Source organism: Acidipila rosea (assembly GCF_004339725.1).
GTDB lineage: Bacteria > Acidobacteriota > Terriglobia > Terriglobales > Acidobacteriaceae > Acidipila > Acidipila rosea.
In genome coordinates this window covers 201,002-221,117 of record NZ_SMGK01000001.1, presented here as the reverse complement: position 1 = coordinate 221,117, position 20,116 = coordinate 201,002, and the positions used below count along the sequence as shown (strand labels likewise).

Annotated in this window: 16 protein-coding genes; 12 read left to right on the top strand and 4 right to left on the bottom strand. The window is 60.0% G+C overall.

The features are described from left to right. Nucleotides 1–8 precede the first annotated feature (8 nt). The 11 genes from C7378_RS00965 (at nucleotide 9) to C7378_RS00915 (ending at nucleotide 14,355) form a co-directional block, all read left to right on the top strand. Nucleotides 9–743: a hypothetical protein gene (locus tag C7378_RS00965; protein ID WP_131990810.1), complete on the top strand. Its 735-nt coding sequence runs from the start codon at nucleotides 9–11 to the stop codon at nucleotides 741–743. Nucleotides 744–1,132: 389 nt separating this feature from the next. Next, on the top strand, nucleotides 1,133–1,558 hold the full coding sequence (locus tag C7378_RS00960; RefSeq protein ID WP_131990808.1) for a plasmid mobilization protein: 426 nt from the start codon (nucleotides 1,133–1,135) through the stop codon (nucleotides 1,556–1,558). After that, on the top strand, nucleotides 1,555–3,522 hold the full coding sequence (locus tag C7378_RS00955; protein WP_131990806.1) for a type IV secretion system DNA-binding domain-containing protein: 1,968 nt from the start codon (nucleotides 1,555–1,557) through the stop codon (nucleotides 3,520–3,522). Before C7378_RS00960 ends, C7378_RS00955 begins: the two co-directional genes overlap by 4 nt. Before the next feature lie 21 nt (nucleotides 3,523–3,543). Continuing rightward, complete coding sequence (gene mobF, locus C7378_RS00950; RefSeq protein ID WP_131990804.1) at nucleotides 3,544–6,318, top strand: MobF family relaxase; 2,775 nt, start codon at nucleotides 3,544–3,546, stop codon at nucleotides 6,316–6,318. Nucleotides 6,319–6,669: 351 nt separating this feature from the next. Then, a complete protein-coding gene (locus C7378_RS00945; RefSeq protein ID WP_131990802.1) occupies nucleotides 6,670–7,551 on the top strand; it encodes an ArdC family protein in 882 nt (293 codons plus the stop codon). 307 nt (nucleotides 7,552–7,858) lie between these two features. Beyond that, on the top strand, nucleotides 7,859–8,353 hold the full coding sequence (locus tag C7378_RS00940) for a NuoI/complex I 23 kDa subunit family protein (RefSeq protein ID WP_131990800.1): 495 nt from the start codon (nucleotides 7,859–7,861) through the stop codon (nucleotides 8,351–8,353). Between the two features lie 32 nt (nucleotides 8,354–8,385). Next, a complete protein-coding gene (locus C7378_RS00935) occupies nucleotides 8,386–8,946 on the top strand; it encodes a PPC domain-containing DNA-binding protein (RefSeq protein ID WP_207901286.1) in 561 nt (186 codons plus the stop codon). 12 nt (nucleotides 8,947–8,958) lie between these two features. Continuing rightward, nucleotides 8,959–9,258: a putative quinol monooxygenase gene (locus C7378_RS00930; RefSeq protein WP_165876572.1), complete on the top strand. Its 300-nt coding sequence runs from the start codon at nucleotides 8,959–8,961 to the stop codon at nucleotides 9,256–9,258. A gap of 96 nt (nucleotides 9,259–9,354) precedes the next feature. Continuing rightward, entirely contained in the window at nucleotides 9,355–12,834 is a 3,480-nt protein-coding gene (metH, locus tag C7378_RS00925; protein WP_131990796.1) for a methionine synthase, read from the top strand. 33 nt (nucleotides 12,835–12,867) lie between these two features. Next, entirely contained in the window at nucleotides 12,868–13,209 is a 342-nt protein-coding gene (locus C7378_RS00920) for a response regulator (protein ID WP_131990794.1), read from the top strand. A gap of 33 nt (nucleotides 13,210–13,242) precedes the next feature. Then, the gene (locus C7378_RS00915) at nucleotides 13,243–14,355 is read left to right on the top strand and encodes an NADH:flavin oxidoreductase/NADH oxidase (RefSeq protein WP_131990792.1); all 1,113 of its coding nucleotides are present in this window, start codon (nucleotides 13,243–13,245) and stop codon (nucleotides 14,353–14,355) included. A gap of 1 nt (nucleotide 14,356) precedes the next feature. Here C7378_RS00915 and C7378_RS00910 read toward each other — a convergent pair whose 3' ends face one another. The 4 genes from C7378_RS00910 to C7378_RS00895 form a co-directional block, all read right to left on the bottom strand. Continuing rightward, nucleotides 14,357–15,292: a dihydroorotate dehydrogenase gene (locus tag C7378_RS00910; protein WP_131990790.1), complete on the bottom strand. Its 936-nt coding sequence runs from the start codon at nucleotides 15,290–15,292 to the stop codon at nucleotides 14,357–14,359. Then, nucleotides 15,289–17,022 (bottom strand): alkaline phosphatase family protein, encoded by a 1,734-nt coding sequence (locus C7378_RS00905; protein WP_131990788.1) that lies wholly within the window; start codon nucleotides 17,020–17,022, stop codon nucleotides 15,289–15,291. The genes C7378_RS00910 and C7378_RS00905 overlap by 4 nt, the downstream gene beginning before the upstream one ends. A 71-nt stretch (nucleotides 17,023–17,093) precedes the next feature. Beyond that, the gene (locus tag C7378_RS00900; RefSeq protein WP_131990786.1) at nucleotides 17,094–17,750 is read right to left on the bottom strand and encodes a hypothetical protein; all 657 of its coding nucleotides are present in this window, start codon (nucleotides 17,748–17,750) and stop codon (nucleotides 17,094–17,096) included. A 5-nt stretch (nucleotides 17,751–17,755) separates the two neighbouring features. After that, nucleotides 17,756–18,451 (bottom strand): hypothetical protein, encoded by a 696-nt coding sequence (locus C7378_RS00895; RefSeq protein ID WP_131990784.1) that lies wholly within the window; start codon nucleotides 18,449–18,451, stop codon nucleotides 17,756–17,758. A gap of 140 nt (nucleotides 18,452–18,591) precedes the next feature. On the opposite strand from C7378_RS00895, the gene guaB reads away from it, so the two are divergent. After that, the gene (gene guaB / locus C7378_RS00890; RefSeq protein WP_131990782.1) at nucleotides 18,592–20,115 is read left to right on the top strand and encodes an IMP dehydrogenase; all 1,524 of its coding nucleotides are present in this window, start codon (nucleotides 18,592–18,594) and stop codon (nucleotides 20,113–20,115) included. Nucleotide 20,116: the final 1 nt, after the last annotated feature.

The following is a 20,116-nucleotide window of genomic DNA, read 5'->3' as shown; positions in this document are numbered from 1 at the left end:
AACAAACGATGGCGAAAGCAATCACCAGCGGCGGATGTTGGGCAGCACCGCTTGGCGGATGCGGAGGCGGTATTAGCCGTGAGCATCTTGTATCCAAATGCGTGTTCCCCGATCAGTCGATATTCGTGAAGGGTCTCGATTGGTGTCTCGACGAACCCAAAGAAGTCCGCATCGAAACACTGACGGCAAAGATACTTTGCAAGGATCACAACTCCGCATTGAGCGAGTTGGATTCCGAGGCGGGTAGCGCGTTCGATTCCATCCGGGATTTTGCGCGGACAAAGATGACCCGCGAAGAGATGCCATACATAAATTGGGCGTCCAAACATCTCACGGTGGACAGCCGCAAATTAGAGCGATGGTGCCTCAAGACGCTGCTCAATTTCAGCTTCGGCAGAAACCTAATCATCGGTCCCGGTACGCACGAGCCGGGAACGGTCCCTGTGGAATTGGCTAGGGTCGCCTTTGGCCTTGAAGAGTTCGCCGTTGGACGCGGCATCTATACGGCGTTCAGACAGGGAGAAACCTTTAATTTGGACGACCACTTCAATTACGTCGCAAAGGCGCACGAAGCGCATCTTGTGATGGGTTCATTTGGCCTTTGCGGACTTCGCTTTTACCTGAATCTGTTCCCGACTGTGGGAGGCGCACTGAGCAGGATAGAAGAGTCGGACGTTTTCTATCGCAAAACCCATTTCAATCAACCGATAGGCAATAGCCTTCTTCGGTTGTCAATCACTTGAGCGCGATCTCATCGCGTAGCCGCTGGCGAACTTTGCCGTTCTGACGAGTTTTCCAAATGAGCTTTGCATACACGGGGAGCCATGCCAGGCAAGGTATCCCCGAAAACCGCGCTGCCTACGGCATCGGCTGAAGTATCGACACGTCACCCCCAAATGGGAACTGCGAGGTGTACCTGCGGTACCGGACGTGAACGTGTGCAATTTGAGTCATTTAGCGATATGGCGTTTACAAGCGTAAACGCCATATCGTTCTGTAAACGTGCCGTCTTCCCTGACGCGTCTTTCACGTAAACACGTTGCAGGAGCAAGGCTTACGGTTTGGTGGCGTGAAACGGGCGCTTGACCGGATATCCTCGTCAGGTGCATGTTGGAAGACAAGGCGGACTTCTATGGAGACTCCGCACGGCCCTATTCTGGCGGCTTCCAGCGCTTCTGAAAGCGCCCAGGAGAAGCCCGGCTTTCGCACCAAAACCATCGCGACAAGGATCACTCCAGACGAGCTGCGGGAGGTCGAAGCTGCTGCCGAAAAGAGCGGCAAGACGCTCGCGGTATGGCTGCGGGAGCTGGCCTTAAATGGGGCGCGGGAGCGCCCAGCCGACCCCACGGAATTGATGCTGGCGGAGCTTTCCTCGCTGCGCTACATGCTCCTGAATCTGTTCCATGCGTCGGCCTCCGCGCAGACCGAAGGCAAGTATCTGCTGCCGGAATCTGTAGTCAAAATCCGAGATAAGGCGGAGGCGCGGAAGCTGGCCGACGCCCGCAAACTGCTCACCGATTTCCTTGCCGGGGAGGATAGAGCCGGAGGCCAGAAGTGAGTGCCGGGGCGATGCGCTTTCCCAGCCGGGGCCGGTGGCTCCTGTGGCTGGTTTTGCTCTTCGTGTTGGGGCCGTTTCTGGTGATCTTTCCGGCGGCGCTATGGCTCGGGTGGACGATGAATCCCGTCCAGAACTTCTACCTCGGAACCTATGCGGCGTGCTCCACACTGAGCAGCTACCCCGGTGCGACGACCACTGTGAGCTATGCCGAGAAAACGGCTCCGGGGCGGAAACCGGAGCCGTTATTGCCGGAAGATGCAGTCAAGAGTTCTGATCCGAAACAACGGTTCGCATTGAGTCCGAAAGCCATCGCGGAGGGTTGGCGAGGGGTGACGATTGCGCAGCCCGGTAAGGTCAGTGCGAGGGAGTTGCAATCGTACCTGCGGGACACGATCTATGACGGTGACAGCGCATGGCTGATCTTCCTCCGGCCCATGCTCTACCTGACGGCGGTAGTGTTGTCCCTATACCTGCTCTGGCTGTTCTTTGGACACAGGCTTCGTCTCAATCGGAAGCACGAGCAGCGTCATGGACGCCGTACCAAAGGCCCGGAGTTGATTGCCGCGTTGCGTGGCTCCAGTGATGGCGGTATCCGCTTCCAGATGGAGCGCGAAGGTACGCTCGGACGGCTGCTTCCCACCCGCAGCTTCCATCTCCCCCGACGGCTGGAGGCCAGTCACATCCTGCTTATGGGCGATACCGGCTCCGGCAAAAGTTCGGCCATCCGGCAGTTGCTCCGTCAGGTGAAAGACCGGGGCGAGAGCGCCATCGTCTATGACCCGGCGATGGACTTTCTGGGCGAGTTCTACGATCCCAAGAGGGGCGACCTGATCCTGAACCCGCTTGAGCAGCGCTGCCCGTACTGGGGACTGGGTGATGAGATCGACCGACCGGAGACGGCCACGACGATTGCGGCTGCGATGCTGCCGGAGAAGGAATATGAGAAGGCGTTCTTTACCGATGCGCCGCGCCGGGTGTTGGCCCATCTGCTGCGGGACAAGCCCCAGCCGAGAGACATTCTGCGCATGATGGCTGATCCGTCGCGCATCGAGTTTGCGGTGAAAGGAACGCCGCTGGCGGCGCTGCTCGATCCCGGCGCTCCGGCGCAAAGGGCAGGCGTGCTTTCCAGCTTGAACATGGTGGCCGACAGTCTGGAACTGCTGCCGGAGTGGGAGTACACAAGAAAGACCTTTGCGACGGCAGAATGGTATACCGAGCGCAAACGCTGGGTGTTCCTGACATCCTCTGCGGCTTACCGGGAGAAGGTGTTGCCGCTGCACTCGGCATGGCTCGACCTGTTCATCCTTCGCATGATGGGCTACTGTGAAGACCAGGCGGCGAAGCCGGTTTGGTTCGTGCTTGATGAGCTGGCGAGCCTGAATAAGCTGCCTCAGTTGCACACTGCCGTCACAGAAAATCGCAAGTATGGCAATCCCGTCGTGATGGGCTTGCAGGGGCGCAGCCAGATGGAGAAGCGTTACGGTCAGGACGCCGAAGCGATGCTCTCCCAGCCTGCGACGAAGATATTTTTGAAGACCTCCGAACCGCGCGCGGCCAAATGGATCTCCGAGGCCATCGGCGAAATAGAGGTCGAACGCCTGAAGGAGTCGCGCAGCATGGGCCTGCTGCGCTCAAAGAAGAGTTTTGCGATGGAGATTGCGACCAAGCCGCTTGTTATGGCCTCCGAGATCGCTGGGCTGGCTCCGCTCACAGGCTTTATCAAGCTGGAGAATCATGTTGTGCCGGCAAGGTTCCGGCTGGCGAAGAAACAGAATAAGCAACCGGAGTTTCTGGAGCGGACGAGAGAACAGCCGCGACCGCGCAAGGTGGATGCTGCGAAGACTCCGGCTCCCGTCAAAGCATCAGAAGCAAAGAAGCCAGTTCAGGCAGTGTTGCCGTTAGAGGATAAGGCCGCCGTGAAGCGAGAGGGGTTCAGTTGGGATGAAACCAAGGGCATCGAATGAAGATCGGGAGATTGAGTTCTTATGCTGACGCTCTCCAAGCCGCTGTCTGCGGGGCAGGTACGTTCGTACCATGAGCGGGAGTTTGCTTCGGAGAGACAGAACTACTGGAGCCGCGATCAGCAGGGGCATAGCGAATGGCAAGGACGGCTTGCGAAAGAATGGGGTCTGTCCGGTGTTGTGGGCGATGAGCACTTCGCGCGTTTGACTGAAGGCCAGCATCCCTTCACTCAACAGCAGATGGTGAAGCATCAGGTCTCACGCACCTATGAAGGCAAGAATGGCAAGGAAGTCACCAGCGTGGAGCACCGCGCCGGATGGGACGCGACGTTCTCCGCACCGAAGTCAGTTTCATTGACGGCGCTTGTGGGCGGAGATGATCGTGTGCGGGAAGCGCACCGCGAGAGTGTTCGCGTCGCGTTGAACGAACTGGAACATTACACGCAAGCTCGCATCGGCAATGTCCACGCACCGGAGACGACGGGCAAATTTGTGGCCGCAACGTTTGAGCACGATACCGCGCGGCCTGTCGAAGGTTATGCCGCTCCGCAGCTGCATACTCATGCTGTCATCTTCAATGTCACCGAGCGCGACAACGGACAGACGCGCTCCGTGCAATCACACGAACTCTATGCCTCGCAGCATTACGCGACATCCATCTACCGCGCGGAGTTGTCCTCTCGGTTGCAGGGGTTGGGCTATGAAATCGAATCCGGCAAGTACGGTCAGCCGGAGATTAAGGGCTACACGAAGGAATACCTCGAAGCATCCAGCCCGCGCCGCGAGCAAATTAAAGACCATCTTCGGGCGCAAGGATTGGATGGAGCGGGAGCTGCCCAGGTCGCGGCACACTTCACGCGTGACCGGAAAGAGTTGCTGTCGCCCGAAGAAGTCCAGCGTCAGCATCGTGAGTTGGCGACAACGTTCGGCCATCAGGCGGATCATGTTGTGGCAGCAGCGCGTGAGCGTAGCCAGCAACATCGGCAGGAGCGAAACCGGGAGATGATTGCGCGGCAGGCTGTCACGTATGCACGCGACCATCTTTTTGAGAAGTCTGCCGTGCAGGACCGTCGTGCTCTCTATGAAACCGCGTTGCAGCGTGGCATGGGCGAAGTGACGTACAGCCAGATACGGCAGGAAGTGGACAGACGCTTTGAGTCTGGCGAGTTCCAGCAGGCCGCCGCATCCGTGCGTGGCCCGCAGATTACGACTGCCACGATGCTGCGCACCGAGCGCGAGATCGTCGACATTCTCCAAAAGAGCAATGACCAGCACCGCCCGATGCTGGTGGAAGGCCGAGAAAGGTTCGATACGATAGGCCGTCATCCAGAGTTAAATTCTTCCCAACGCCATGCGGTCGAGGAAGTATTTTCCGCGCGGGAGAAGATCGTCGGCATGGACGGTGTAGCCGGTGCTGGCAAGACGACCACGTTGGCTGTCATTCGTGAAGGTGCGGAACGTGAGGGCTACGCTGTGGAAGGTTTTGCGCCCACGTCGCGGGCGGCACAAAAGCTGGGTGAAGCTGGCATCGAAACGTCCACGCTCCAGAGGCATCTTGCGCGTGGTGAAAGACCAGACACGGGCGAAAAGCGTTTGTACGTGCTCGACGAATCCTCGCTGGCTTCCACGAAACAGATGCACGAGTTTCTGACACGCTTGCATCCGAGCGACCGTGTGTTGCTGGTGGGAGACAAACGACAGCATGAAGCAGTAGAAGCGGGCAGGCCGTTCGCGCAGTTGCAACAGGCTGGCATGAAAACAGTTTCTCTTGACCAGATCGTGCGCCAGAAAGACCCGGAGCTACGCAATGTCGTGGAGCAGTTAGCGCGGGGCGAAGTCGGTGCTGCGGTAAAGAAGTTGGATGAGCAAGGCCGTGTGCATGAGTTCAAAGGCCGGGATGAGCGCATCGACGCAGTAGCCAAGGAGTATGCGAAAGCCCCCGAGAATACATTGGTCGTCTCGCCCGACAATCGTTCCCGCATGGAAATCAACACTTGCATCCATGCCGAGTTGCAGCAGCGTGGGGTAGTCGCCAAAGAGGAACATCCCGTACAGACATTGGTGCAGCGGCAGGAACTTACCGGCGCTGCACGAACATGGGCGGAGAAGTACGAAGTTGGTGACGTGCTACGGTACAGCCGTGGCTCGAAAGAGACAGGCATCCAGAAGGGCGAATATGCCCGCGTAACTGGCGTGGATGCCGAACACAACCAGATCACCGTCGCACTACGCGATGGACGACAGCAGAGTTACGATCCACGCCGCCAGCAGGGTGTGTCGGTCTACCGCGAGGAGCAACGAGCATTCTCCGTAGGCGACCGCATCCAGTTCACCGCACCCGACAATGAATTAAAGGTTGCGAACCGTGAACTAGCGACGGTCGAACGAATCAGTGACGGCAAAATGAGTTTGCGTATGGACGGTGGCCGTTCGGTAGAAATCGACCCGGTACGCAATCCGCATCTCGATCACGGCTATGCAGTGACCAGCCACTCCAGTCAGGGACAGACCGCCGAGCGAGTGCTGGTGCATGTAGACACCGAGTTAGGCGCGAAAGACCTGCTTAACAATCGTATGGCGTATGTCTCTATCTCGCGTGGAGCGCACGACGCGCAGATATTTACCAACGACCGGGAGAAATTGCCGGTTGCTCTCGGCCATGAAGTATCGCAGCAGAGTGCTCATGCACCGCAGGCAGGCGTAGAGAAGGGTGTGACGCCACAACAAGACCTTGGTGAAAAGATAAAGCCGCAATCTGTTCCCCAGCAGGAAATTTCACATGGCTTCTCGATTGGGTAAAGTCTTTTATTAGATTCAGCGGAGGAGGTTTCCTCCCCGCTGCGACCGCATTCGCGTTCTCCGCTTCCACCTCTGCGTGACGTTCCCTCCCGCAACGCCCTCCCTATAAATCTTGTGCGCTGACGCGCACGCATAAGGAAGACAAGCCCTGCTAAGGGGTCTCCCCTCGCGCTCTCCAAGGCCATTCGCCCTTCGGGTTTTGGCTCCCCCACGCTGACGCGCGGTCCCCCCAAAAAGCTCCGCTCGAAGACCTTTCCGTTTGCTACCCCCGCCTTCGCCAGGAGGCGTTCGGCATGTACATGCCGCGTTTCAACGCGGACGTGCAAAAGCAAATGCAAAGGAGAAAACACCATGAACACCATCGCCAACAGCAAAAAGCCCCTCACCAAGCAGGAAATCATCGCCGCCAACGTAAAGCTCTTGATTGAACAGTTGGAGGCCGGACACTCCGAAGCCCTCACGAACTACTTAACCGCGATGAGCCGTTTCCATCACTATTCCTTCGGGAACGTGATGGAGATTGCGCGGCAGATGCCCACCGCTACCCGCGTAGCCGGATTCTTCGCATGGAAGCAGTTAGGCCGGTTCGTCAAAGCTGGCTCCAAAGGCATCCGCATCCTTGCTCCCATCGTTGGCGTTCGCCGCAAGACTGACGAAGAGGTCGCCAAGAGTGACCCCATTTATCCGAATAAGCCTGTATTGGTTGGCTTCCGTTCGGCCTATGTCTTCGACATCTCTCAGACCGACGGTGTAGACCTGCCGGAGATGCGCGAGGTATCCGGCGACCCCGGAGAGAACTTGGACAGACTAACTGCATTCGTGCGTTCGCATGGCATCCAGCTTGCGTATAGCGACGATCTCAAAGGCGCACTCGGCATGAGCTACGGCGGACGCATTGCCATCCTGAGCGGACAGACGAAGGCCGAGGAATTTTCAACGCTGGTACATGAGACGGCGCACGAGCTTCTACACAAGGCCGAACGCAGAACAGCCACCACGAAGACAGTACGCGAGACAGAGGCCGAGGCTGTGGCGTTTGTTGTCGGAAAGGCCGTTGGGCTGGTAACGGGTTCCGCGTCCGCTGACTACATCCACCTGTACCACGGCAACGCATCCTTGCTGGCTGAATCACTCGAAGTCATCCAGCAGACTGCGAGCGTCATCCTTGCCGCGCTGGAGCCGCCCATTACGGACGAGGTAACGAGTGAGGAACCGGAGGAAGTCGCAGCATAAAAATCATGCCTGCGATCATGTAACAATCGAACGACACAGAAAACCGGACAGACGGGATGCAAAGGCTCCCGTCTGCCATTTTCAGCGGCGCGGGAGACACCCTGCGGGTTTCTCCCGAACCCTCTTCCGGCGTGAGAAAACTGTCATTCAGACTGAATTCTGCACAAATGTCCTGCACAATTCCTACACAGCCAAAATTGGCTGTTTTAGCTCATGCAGAATCAAAAGTTTCTGACAGTTTTCTCACCCGCTCAGGATGACCAGGGGCTGGTGCAAAGAGTACACCGCAGCATCGTATACTGTCGTTATGTCCATCGTGCGCAATATTGCGGGAATCACCAAGGGAATGAGCATCACCTTCCGGGAGATGCTGCAGCCGACTGAAGTTGAAAACTATCCTGACGGGCCCGGGCCGACCCGCGGCGCCGTACTGCAGGAGCGCTTCCGTGGCGCGCACGAGTTGCAGCGGGATGAGAACGGCCTTGAAAAGTGCGTTGCGTGCTTCCTGTGCGCCGCCGCCTGCCCCTCCAACTGCATTTATATTGAAGCGGCGGAGAACACCGCCGAGCAGCGGATTTCAAGCGCCGAGCGCTACGCCAAGGTCTACAACATCGACTATAACCGCTGTATTTTCTGCGGCTACTGCGTCGAGGCCTGCCCGACGGATGCGATTACCCACGGCCACGGCTTTGAGCTGGCATCACTGAACGCTACCAACCTGGTGATGCGCAAGGAAGACATGCTGGTAGCGAACGTGGGCATGCCGGGGCAGCTGGCGGCTCACTCTGACTCATTGAAATAAGGAAACAACCAAGCCGCCTCGGGGAGGTTCCATTGAGACTCTGCCGGTCCATCCTGCTCCTGCTGCTCGCGGCGCCTGTGGCCGCGCAGACCACCCCCGAGTACCTGCACCCCTCGCAGACAGGGCCCCATGGCAGCGCGCCGGGCATGAAGGTCAAGCTGCTCAGCGCGGCAGGCCCGCAGCGGGAGTACGCGGTGATCCTCAGCCCGGGCGATGAAGCTCTTTCCGGGCTGACAAAGTTTGCCGCCGACTACCATGTGGAAGCCGCTCACTTCACCGCCATTGGCGCGCTCAAGGGTGCGACGCTTGGCTGGTTCGATCCCGTGAAAAAGATGTATAAGACCATCCCGGTCAACCAGCAGGTTGAGGTGCTGTCGATGGTGGGCGATATTGCTGTGGCCAACGGCAAACCTGCGGTGCATACGCACATGGTCGTCGGGCTGCCGGACGGCACGACGCGCGGCGGCCATGTGATCGCGGCCTATGTGAATCCGACGCTTGAGGTGATGGTGACGGTCGACCCCGGACCTCTGTATAAGAAATACGATCCGGCGACCACGCTGACGCTGATCGATCCCGATGCAAAGCAGTGACAGGAGAAGATGATGGCAAAGGTAAGGGTGATCGCGCGCATACAGGCTCATGACGGCAAGGCGCTGCAGGTAAGGGAGCTGATGCGGCGGATGCTGGAGCCGACGCGCAAGGAAAAAGGTTGCGAGTTCTACGACCTTTATGAGGTGAGCGGCACGGGGCTGTTCTACTTCGACGAACTGTGGACGAGCCAGGAGGATCTGGACGCGCACGCTGCAAGCAGTCACTTTCAGGCCATCTTCGGCGAGGCCGGCCCGATGCTCCAGGCTCCTCCCGAGGTCTCCCTGGTGACGGAACTCCATCCCCTTCCCTGAACGATTCAGGCTTCTCCCTGACGAGAAAGCCTCCTTCCATGCGCGCGACTTCTGTCGGAGAAGTCGCGCCATTTAGCATGGAGTATTAAGCCAGCCATGCAAGATTTTCTCTCACTGATACAGGAACGCGTAGCGGTCTACGACGGCGCAATGGGCACCAACATCCAGGTGCACGCGCCGACCGTCGATGACTATTGGGGCAAAGAGGGCTGCAATGAGCTGCTCGTGCTGAGCCGCCCGGACATTATCCGCAGCATCCACGCCAGCTTCTTTGAGGTTGGCTGCGACGTGGTGGAGACGAACAGCTTCGGCTCCACACGCATCGTGCTGGCCGAGTATGAGCTGGAGGACAAGACCCACGAGCTGAATCTTGCCGCTGCGAAGCTGGCAAAGGATGTTGCGCGGCAGTACTCCACTCCGGAGCGCCCCCGCTTCGTGGCCGGCTCCATCGGGCCGACGACCAAGCTGCCTTCGCTCGGACACATTACCTATGACGCGATGGCCGAGGGCTATCGCGAGCAGGCGGCTGCGCTGATCGAGGGCGGTGTCGATATCCTGCTGATCGAGACCAGCCAGGACCTGCTGCAGGCGAAGATCTGCCTGGCGGCATGCCAGGACGCAATGCGCGCGGCGGGTCGCGAGCTGCCGATCCAGATGCAGGTGACGCTCGAGGCTACGGGCACGATGCTGCTGGGATCAGAGATCGGCGCTGCGCTGGCCGTGCTGGAGTGCTTTAACCCGGCGGTGATCGGGCTGAACTGCGCGACCGGTCCGGCAGAGATGAACGACGCGGTGCGCTTCCTCTGCCAGAATGCGACGCGCCCCATCTCCGTGCTGCCGAACGCCGGGCTACCCCAGAATGTGGGCGGACACGCGGTCTATGCGCTGACGCCAAAGGAGCTGGGCGCTTATCATCGCCGCTTCGTGACGGAGTATGGGGTGCAGGTGGTGGGCGGCTGCTGCGGAACTACGCCGGAGCATCTGCGCGCCGTGGTGGAGGCGGTGAAGGACGCCACGCCTGCCCCGCGGCACGTGAAACCGCAGGGTGTTGCCGCCAGTGCGTTCAGCGCTGTGCCGCTTGAAGTGGATGGACAGCCGGTCATCGTCGCCGAGGAGATGAATACGACGACCCGGGTGGCCCATTTCCGCGACATGGTGCGCGCGGGCGATTATGACGGCATCCTCGCCCTGGCGAAGCGCCTTGCGGCAGAGGGCTCACAGATGCTCGACCTCTGCTGCGCGATTGTCGGCGAGGACGAGAAGGGCTACATGAATGCCGTGCTCGAGAAGATCGCGACGCGCGTGACTGCGCCGGTGCTGGTCGACTCGACTGAAGCGGACGTGATCGAGGAGGCGCTGAAGCGCATCCCCGGCAAGCCGATCATCAACTCGATCAACCTGGAAGACGGCGAGAAGCGCACCAGCCGCGTGCTGCCGATGGCGAAGCGCTACGGCGCAGCGGTGATTGCCCTGACCATCGACGAAGACGGCATGGCGCTGACGGCGGACAAAAAGGTCGCTATCGCGAAGCGCATCTACCAGATGGCGACGGAACGGTACGGCCTGCGCGGCGTGGACATCCTCTTCGATCCACTGACGCTGCCGATCTCGACCGGGCAGGAAGACTATCGCACGGCGGGCATTGAGACGCTCGAAGCGGTGCGGCGCATCAAGCAGGAGCTGCCCGAGGCGAAGACGATTCTCGGCGTCAGCAATATTTCCTTCGGCCTGTCAGCCTATTCGCGGCGCGTGTTGAACAGCGTGTTTTTGAAGGAAGCGGTCGATCGCGGACTCGATGCGGCAATCGTCAACTATTCGAAGATCTATCCGCTCTACAAGATTCCCGATGAGGAAGTGGAGCTGGCGCGCAGGCTCATCTTCCACGACACCAGCAACGGCGATCCCCTGCAGCTTTACATGGCGCACTTCAGCGGCAAGGACAAGAATGCAGTTGCCGAAGATGAGGTTGCAGTCGAGTCGCTCTCTGACGATGACAAGCTGAAGCAGCTGATCATTCGCGGCGAGCGCTCCATCGGCCAGGGCGCGGCGAAGCAGTCGCTCGAAGACGTGATCGAGCTGGCACTCGCGCGTTATTCGCCTCTTGACCTGATTAACACTGTGCTGCTCGACGGCATGAAGACGGTAGGCGAGCTCTTTGGCGCGCGCAAGATGCAGCTGCCCTCGGTGCTGGATTCGGCGGCGGTGATGAAGGCTGCGGTCGCCTATCTGGAGCCGCGCATGGAGAAGGTGGAAGGCACGCAGAAGGGCACGATCGTGCTCGCAACCGTCAAGGGCGACGTGCATGATATCGGCAAGAACCTGGTCGACATCATCCTCTCCAACAACGGCTACAAGGTCGTAAATCTGGGCATCAAGCAGCCTGCGGATGTCATCATCCAGGCAGCGCAGGAGCACAAGGCCGACGCCATTGGATTGAGCGGCCTGCTGGTGAAATCGACGCTGGAAATGAAGTATGTGATCCAGGATCTGGAGCGGATGGCGCTCGAGTTTCCCGTGATCTGCGGCGGCGCTGCGCTGACCCGCAAGTATGTCGAAGACGATCTTCGCAAGGAGTACTCCTCGGCGGTTTTCTATGCCGAAGATGCCTTTGCCGGGCTGCATGTGATGACCGACCTCACCACGGACGATGAAGAGACGCGCAGCAAGCGGCTCACCGACGGGCGTACAGTGAAGGCATTCGTGAAGCCCACGCACCTGACTCCGGAGAGCGAACTGCCCGCGGAGACGACGGCTCGGTCAGGCTGGGTGACGGCGGTAGAAGATATCCCCACGCCGCCCTTTTATGGCGTGCGGGTGAAGAAGGACTTCAACCTCGATGAGGTCTTCGGCTACATCAACGAGACTGCGCTCTTCAAGAATCAGTGGCAGCTGAAGACCGCTTCTGCAACGGACTACCTGCGGCTGGTCGAGGAGAAATATCGCCCGATTCTCGAAGATCTCAAAGCCGAGATCAAGGAGAAAGGCTGGTTTGAGCCGAAGCTGGTTTACGGCTTCTATCCGGCAAATGCAGACGGCAATGACCTGGTGGTGTATGAGCCGGAAGATGCCTCGAAGGAACGGCTGCGGATCAGCTTTCCAAGGCAGCGCGAGGGAAGGCAGCTTTCGATTGCCGACTTCTTTGAACCGCGCGAGAGCGTCAGGAAGGACGTAGTCGGATTTTCGGTTGTCACCATCGGTGATCGTGCCAGCGAAGAGACGAAGAAACTCTTCGAGGCAGGCGACTTTACCCGCTACCTGTATGTTCACGGTCTGGGTGTGGAGACAGCAGAAGCGCTGGCGGAGCTGGCGCACAAACACATCCGGCAAGAGCTTGGCATTGCGGGAGAAGATGCGCCGCGCGTGACCGATCTTTTTCACCAGAAATATCGCGGGTCGCGCTACTCTTTCGGCTATCCGGCGTGTCCAAACCTTGAAGACCAGACCAAGATATTTACCCTGCTGGAGCCGGAGAAAAACATCGGTGTCCGGCTGACGGAAGGTTTTCACCTGGAGCCGGAGCAGAGTACCAACGCCATCATCGTGCACCACCCACAGGCAAAATATTTTGTGGTCTGACGCGCAACTGCGATGGACCTACGAGAAAAATGAATGATTCTGCATGTTTGCACACGGGAACTCATCAAGGACCTGCGCGATAGCGTCCTGCGTCTTCACGGCTTCGAGGTGATTTCGACGACCTCACTCGAAACCGCCGCAGAGCTCATGCAGAACGCTCCCATCGATCTCGTTCTGATCGATGTGGAGGTCGACGGGGGCATCGCCAGGGCTGAAGAGCTCTGCACAACCATCAAACAGAGAGACCCTGCCCAGAGGATCGCCTTCGTATGCAACTATCGCGTCTCGCAGGAGAGCACCTGTCCAGATGACATCATCCGCGCGGACTTCGATCCGGAAGGCCTGGTTCGCGGAGTGCGCGAGGCACTTGCCTGAAGCCGAAGGCAGCAATTCATCATCTAAAGCAGCATGTCACGGAATAGCCTGCTTTTCTCGCCGCTCGATCTAGGTTCACTTCAGCTCCCCAATCGCGTCATTGTTTCGCCGATGTGCCAGTACTCGAGTGAAGACGGATTCGCGAGCGACTGGCACCTTGTCCACCTCGGCGCCTTTGCCAAGAGTGGCGCGGGCCTGGTCTTTACAGAAGCGGCGGCTGTCCTGCCTGAGGGGCGCATCAGCCCGCAGGACCTTGGACTGTGGAAGGACGAGCACATCGCCGAGCTCAAGAGGATTACGGGCTTCATCCACAGCCAGGGCAGCTATGCGGGCATCCAGCTGGCCCATTCCGGCCGCAAAGGCAGTACGCTGCGTCCGTGGGAGGGTGACGGCGAGGTGAAGCCGACGGAAGGCGGATGGCAGGTCGCCGCCCCCAGTGCGATTCCCTTTTCCAGCAGCTATCCCCGGCCTGTGGAGCTCGAACACTCGGGCATCGGCGCCATCACCGACGCATTTGTAGCGGCGGCGGAGCGTGCAGCGGCCGCGAACTTTGACGTGATCGAGATCCACTCCGCGCACGGCTATCTGCTGCACGAGTTCCTCTCGCCGCTCTCGAACAAGCGCACCGACCAGTATGGCGGCCCGCTGGAGAATCGCATTCGCATGCTGATCGAGGTCGTGGATGCGGTGCGCGGCGTGTGGCCCGCGCCGAAGCCGCTCTTCGTTCGCATCTCGGCAACAGACTGGGTGCCGGGAGGATGGGACCTGCCGCAGTCGATTGAGCTGGCAAAGCACCTGAAGCATCACGGCGTGACGCTGATCGACGTCTCCTCCGGCGGCAATGTCGCAGACGCGAAGATACCGGTAGGCCCGGGATACCAGACGCCGTTTGCCGAGGCGATCCGGCGCGAAGCGGGCATCGCTACCGGCACCGTCGGCATGATCACCAATGCGGAGCAGGCCGAGCATGTGCTGCGCACGCAGCAGGCGGATGCGGTCCTGCTGGCGCGCGAATTCCTCCGCGACCCTTTCTGGACGCTGCACGCGGCGCAGGAGCTTGGCCAGTCAATCAGCTGGCCGGTGCAGTACACTCGCGGCGCAAAGGGCGAGGTCGCGGTGCGTCAGCCGGTCGAGGCTGACGAGTAGTTCAACCCTGAGCAGGCTGCGGCGATGTGTCCAGCTTGCCGGTAAGGTCGCTGACGCGCTCCACATGATTGCGGGCGCACCAGCGTTCAAGCCCGGTGGCGATGTGCTCCACTGCCCGGGGATCGGCATAGCTGGCGGTGCCGACCTGAACGGCGGTCGCCCCTGCCAGCATGAACTCGACAGCATCCTCAGGCGTGGTGATGCCGCCCAGACCTATGATCGGGATCTTCACGGCTTTGGCCGCTTCCCACACCATGCGCACAGCAATGGGCCTGATGGCGGGGCCGGAGAGGCCGCCAGTGATGTTGGCGATGCGCGGACGGCGCGTCTTGATGTCAATGGAGAGCGCGACGAAGGTGTTGACCAGTGAGAGCGCGTCTGCGCCTGCCTGCTCGGCGGCGCGCGCCATCTCGGAGATGCTGGTCACGTTTGGAGATAGCTTGACGAAGAGCGGCCGCTTCGAGACGGCCTTGGCCCTGGTGACCAACTCCCCCAGCAGCCCCGCATCGGTGCCGAAGACCTGGCCGCCATGCTTCGTATTAGGGCAGGAAGCATTCAGCTCATAAGCGGCCATTCCTTCCGCTGCATTCAAAGCCTCGATCACGGCCAGATAATCTTCAATCTCATAACCGAAGACGTTCGCGATAACCGCGCAGGAGTATTTCCTGAGCTGCGGAAGCTTCTTCTCAATGAACGCCTTCACTCCCACATTCTGCAGACCGATGGCGTTCATCATGCCCGCGGCGGTTTCGATGATGCGGGGCGCGGCGTTGCCCGCCATCGGTTCGCGCGAAAGCCCCTTGGTGACGAAGCCTCCGATGCGATCGAGGGAAACGATCTCCTCGAATTCGATTCCGTAACCGAAGGTGCCGCTGGCCGCGAGCACCGGATTCCGTAGCCGGATACCCGCGACCGTTACTTCCATCTGCGGCTTCATTCAGGCTTCTTTGCGGCTGCCGCGGCACGGTGGTGCGTGGTGCTGCGTGAGCGGACAACCGGCTTCCGAGGGTAAGTAACAGCAGCCGCGGGCTTCAAGGCCTGCGTCAGAATATGGCCAATGGAAGCCGATGGCTGGTTGACCCCGAGCAGCGAAGCAAGAGTAGCTGCCAGGTCGACCGGGCCGACGCGCCCGTGGTACGTCCCGATCGCAAAGGGAGCTCCATAAAAAGCCAGCGGAACATGGCGATCATAGGAGTAGGGCGTGTAGTGCGTGGTGCCGGTGCCCTTCTCGGGACCCATCTGGAAGGCCGCAGGGACGAGCATGACGTACCAGCCGCCATTGGGGCTGTAGCTGTGCGCGAGGATGCGTCCGAAGTCGGTCGGGGGCAGTTGACCGGCTGCCAGTTGCTGACGCGTATAGCTGCGATAGAGGATGGGGCGCGGCGGCAGCTTGGCCATCGCCGGAGCCTTGCTCTCAGCCTTCTTGGTCAGCGACTCAATCTCGGGCTCGATGGCGTTCTGGACAGCCTGCTCGGCCTCCTGCTCGTTGATGCCGGCGCGCTGAAAGGACGGCTCATTGAGCGAGAGGTAAGGCAGCGACTGGTGCGGGAGGATGTAGACAACTTTCTCGCCGGGCGAAAACTTCTGGTTGATGGCGTAGTTGAGATCGTCGATGACCTTCTTCATGTCCCATTGGGCTGCATTCAGACCAAGCTGCGCAGAGACAGCGGGCGACGGCGCGACGCCGTGATCGGCAGAGAGCGCAATCCAGACATTGCCCAGACCGCCATCGACATTTTTGTCGAGCCATGCAAAGAAGCCGTCAAGATCCGTGTCGAGCATATCGACCATCTGGCGCTGCTCATCGGAGTCAGGACCAAAACGGTGACCGAGCAGATCGGTCGAGGAGATGCTGAGCGTCAACAGGTCGGTGACGTCGTGCTTGCCGAGCTGCTCGTTCTGGATAAGCGCCTTGGCAAAGTCGAGTTCGTAGGAGACGCCAGCGGGAGTGCGGCCCACCTCCTCATAAAACTGCTTCGTGTCCGCATAGCCTGACTCCTGCTTTGCCTGCTCGATGCGTCCGCTGTTATCGAAGCTGGTGACCCAGTCGGGCAGCTGCGGAAGATAGTAGGTCGAGGTAATGAAGCGGCCGGAGGTGTGGTCGATCCAGTAGGCGGCATTGGCCGTCGCGCCCGAGGTGAGGATAGCGGCACGATCCTTCAAGGAGACACCGAAGAGCTTCGCCTGCCCCTTGGTGTCAAGACGCAGCTCATCGCCTACCGTCGAGGCCAGCAGGTTGCGCGGCGACGCGCCCGGCGTGGTCGCTTCGCCAGCAGGCATACCTACCAACTGGTAGCGCTCATCATCCACCGAGCTGACGGGATGGTCCTTGCTGCGGCTGAGGTCCCACCATTCATTGCCGCCGATGCCATGGCCGTCGGTGTAGGCGCCTGTCCCTATGGTCGAGTGGCCGGGTGCGGTTTCCGTGTTGGCGTAGTCGTAGTAGCAGTCAGGAAAATAAGCGCCGTGGTCGAGGAAGAGTTTGAAGCCGCGCGGCTTGAAGTCGGCGCGGTAACGCTCCAGATAATCTTCGCGGAACTGATCGATCACCAGGATGACGACCAGCTTCGGGTGCGCTTCATAGGCCTGCGCTGAGGCCAGCGGCGCAAAGTTGAAGGGAAGCAGAATGGCGAGCAGCAGGACACAGGAGCGCTTCAGCTTGGACATAAGTTTCACCAGTATGGCAGAGCTGTTGAAAGACTATGTTAACAAGCTGCAAGGATTATCCGCAGAGCGCCCTAAAGGGCCTTCGGCTTGACGAAGCTGACATCGCCGATGCCGACGCTGGCGCGCAGGCGGTAGCGTCCCGTCTGGGAGTGATGCTCTGTTTTGCCCAGGAAGCCGCTGGCGTGCATCTGCCAGAGCTGGTCGCTGATGTCGCCTATCCTGGTCACACCTTCGACCTCTCCGTACTGGCTTGCATCTTCGATCTTCACCACCAGATCTCCGATGCCCACATGCAGGTCCTTGCTGCCCTCGACCTCCGCAACCGTCAGGTCGCCGACGCCGAGGTCCAGTTTGAGAGATGTCTCGCGCGGAACGTAGATCGTGACATCGCCGCCGTGGCTGTTATTATCGTGCCCCTTCGGCATCTTCAGCCGGATGGTCGCGCGGTCTCCCGCGACATCGAACTCCCTGACCCACGAGCTCATGGTGTCTTCGTCGTCGAAGTGGTGCGGCTTGATCTCCAGGCGGATGGCGTGCTCGTCGCTGTTGCGCACAACCTTCACGTCGCCGACATTCATATCGAGAACCAGCATGGAACCCGATGGCACCGCCTTATCGACGATCAACGGCGCCGGCTTATCGAGGGCGAGCTGTCTTCGTGGGCTCTGCGCATGGGCCGCGGCGAGCGTTAACAGCAAAGCGGTCAGGACGAGGAATTTCTTATACATGGCGTCTACTCCTGGCTGATATCGACGGAGCCTGCTCCGAGATTGACCTGCAGCGAGCCCTTGCCCGTTCCGCCGTAGGAGCGGCTGACGATGAAGTGCCCATCGTGGCCGCTGGGGCGATGGTCATGCAGGGAACCCATTCCGATATTCACCTGCAGGGTGGCGTAGCTGGCGTCTCCGTGGACCAGCAGCTTCGCATGGCCGTGACCCAGGTTGAACTGCCTGTCTCCCCCGATACGGGCTGCGTCGATGTCGAAATCGCCGTCGCCCAGGTTGAACTGGCTGTTCGTCGTCTCAGGCGGTACCGTGAGCGTGACTACGGCGTGAAGGGATGGCGGAAATTTGAGCTGGAGGTCGGCATTTTCCGCACCTACCTCCAACTTCTGAATGTAATCGGCGACCGTCCGGCCATCTTCCGGCCTGGAGCCGAACTCGACCGACAGCCCCAGCTGCCCCGGCGACTTCGCTGGGCGGACGCGGACAGTGCCGTCGCAGACGGAGAGTTCAAGCTTGCCTTTGCCTGTAAAGGCCCGGGTCAGCGTCAGGGACTGCGCACCTGCCTGGTCCCCCGCCTGCGGCTGATAGATCCGCGGAGAGACCGGCTCATGGTCGCACTGCATGTTGCCCGTGGTGGTGGTTACTCCGAAAGCAGGTGCAGCCGCCAAAAGCAGCCCGATGGCCGCAGCGCAAAGCTGTTTCACGCATCCTCCTGAGAACGCCCGCAATCGAATACGCATCGAGAGGCGTACTGGTTCCCGGTTATCCACTGTTCTACAATCGAAAGAACGCCTAGCAGATGCAATCCAACCGGGCCTGAGCCCCATCATCCACAGAGAGATTCATGATCGAGCATCCTGTACCAGAAGCACTTACCTTTGACGACGTACTCCTCGTTCCAGCCTACAGCGAAGTGGTGCCGGCGCAGGTAAGCACCCAGACGCAGCTAACCCGGCGCATCGTGCTGAATACGCCGCTGCTGAGCGCAGCCATGGATACGGTCACGGAGTCGCGGCTGGCCATTGCCATGGCTCAGCAGGGTGGCATGGGCGTGATCCATCGCAACCTGACAATCGAGCAGCAGGCGAGCGAAGTGGACAAGGTGAAGCGCTCCGAGAGCGGCATGATCGTGGATCCGGTGACCGTTGCGCCGGAACAGCTTATCTCCGACGCGCTGGACATGATGCGCCGCTACAAGATCTCCGGCGTCCCGGTCACGAAAAACAAGAAGCTGGTCGGCATCCTCACCAATCGCGATCTGCGCTTCGAAACGCGGACAGATATCCCCATCGGCGACGTGATGACGAAAGAAAATCTCATCACCGTGGCCGTGGGAACGACGCTCGAAGAAGCCGAGCTGATCCTGCACAGGCATCGCGTGGAAAAGCTGCTTGTGGTCAACGATCAGTACGAACTGAAGGGCCTGATCACGGTCAAGGATATCCAGAAGAAGCTGAAGTATCCGCTGGCGTCAAAGGACGCGCAGGGGCGGCTGCGCGTGGGCGCGGCCATCGGAGCCACGGGTGACTACCTGGAGCGCGCCGCCGAACTGGTGCGTAACCGCTGCGACATTCTCTCCATCGACTCCGCGCACGGACACTCCTCGCGAGTGCTGGAAGCGGTGCGTGAGGTGAAAAAGGCGTTCCCTGACGTGGATCTGCTCGCAGGCAACATCGCGACCTATGAAGGCGCGATGGCGCTGATCGACGCGGGCGCCGACGGAGTGAAGGTAGGCATCGGGCCGGGCTCGATCTGCACGACGCGCATGGTAACGGGCGCCGGCATGCCCCAGATTACAGCCATCAGCGACGCTTACCGTGCGGCGCACAAACACAATATTCCGGTCATCGCCGACGGCGGCATCAAGTACTCCGGCGATGTGAGCAAGGCGATCGCGGCGGGCGCGAATGTCATCATGATCGGCTCCCTCTTCGCAGGCGTGGATGAAAGCCCGGGCGAGACCATCCTCTACCAGGGCCGTTCCTTCAAAACCTATCGCGGCATGGGTTCGTTGTCGGCGATGGCCCAGGGTTCAGGCGAGCGCTACTTCCAGAGCTCGCGGGACATGGAAGGCGAAGGCGCAAGCACGGAAGGCGTGGTGGCGCGCGAGCGCAACGGCCAGAACCGGCTGGCGAAGTTCGTGCCGGAAGGCATTGAAGGCCGAGTGCCGCATCGTGGACCACTGGAAGCGATGGTCTATCAGCTGGTGGGCGGACTGCGTTCAGGCATGGGCTACCTGGGCTGCGCGACGATTGAAGAGCTGCAGACGAAGTCGCGCTTTGTGCGGATTTCCAACGCGGGCCTGCGCGAGAGCCACGTGCATGACGTGATCATCACGCGCGAGGCGCCGAACTATCACGTCGAGTAGC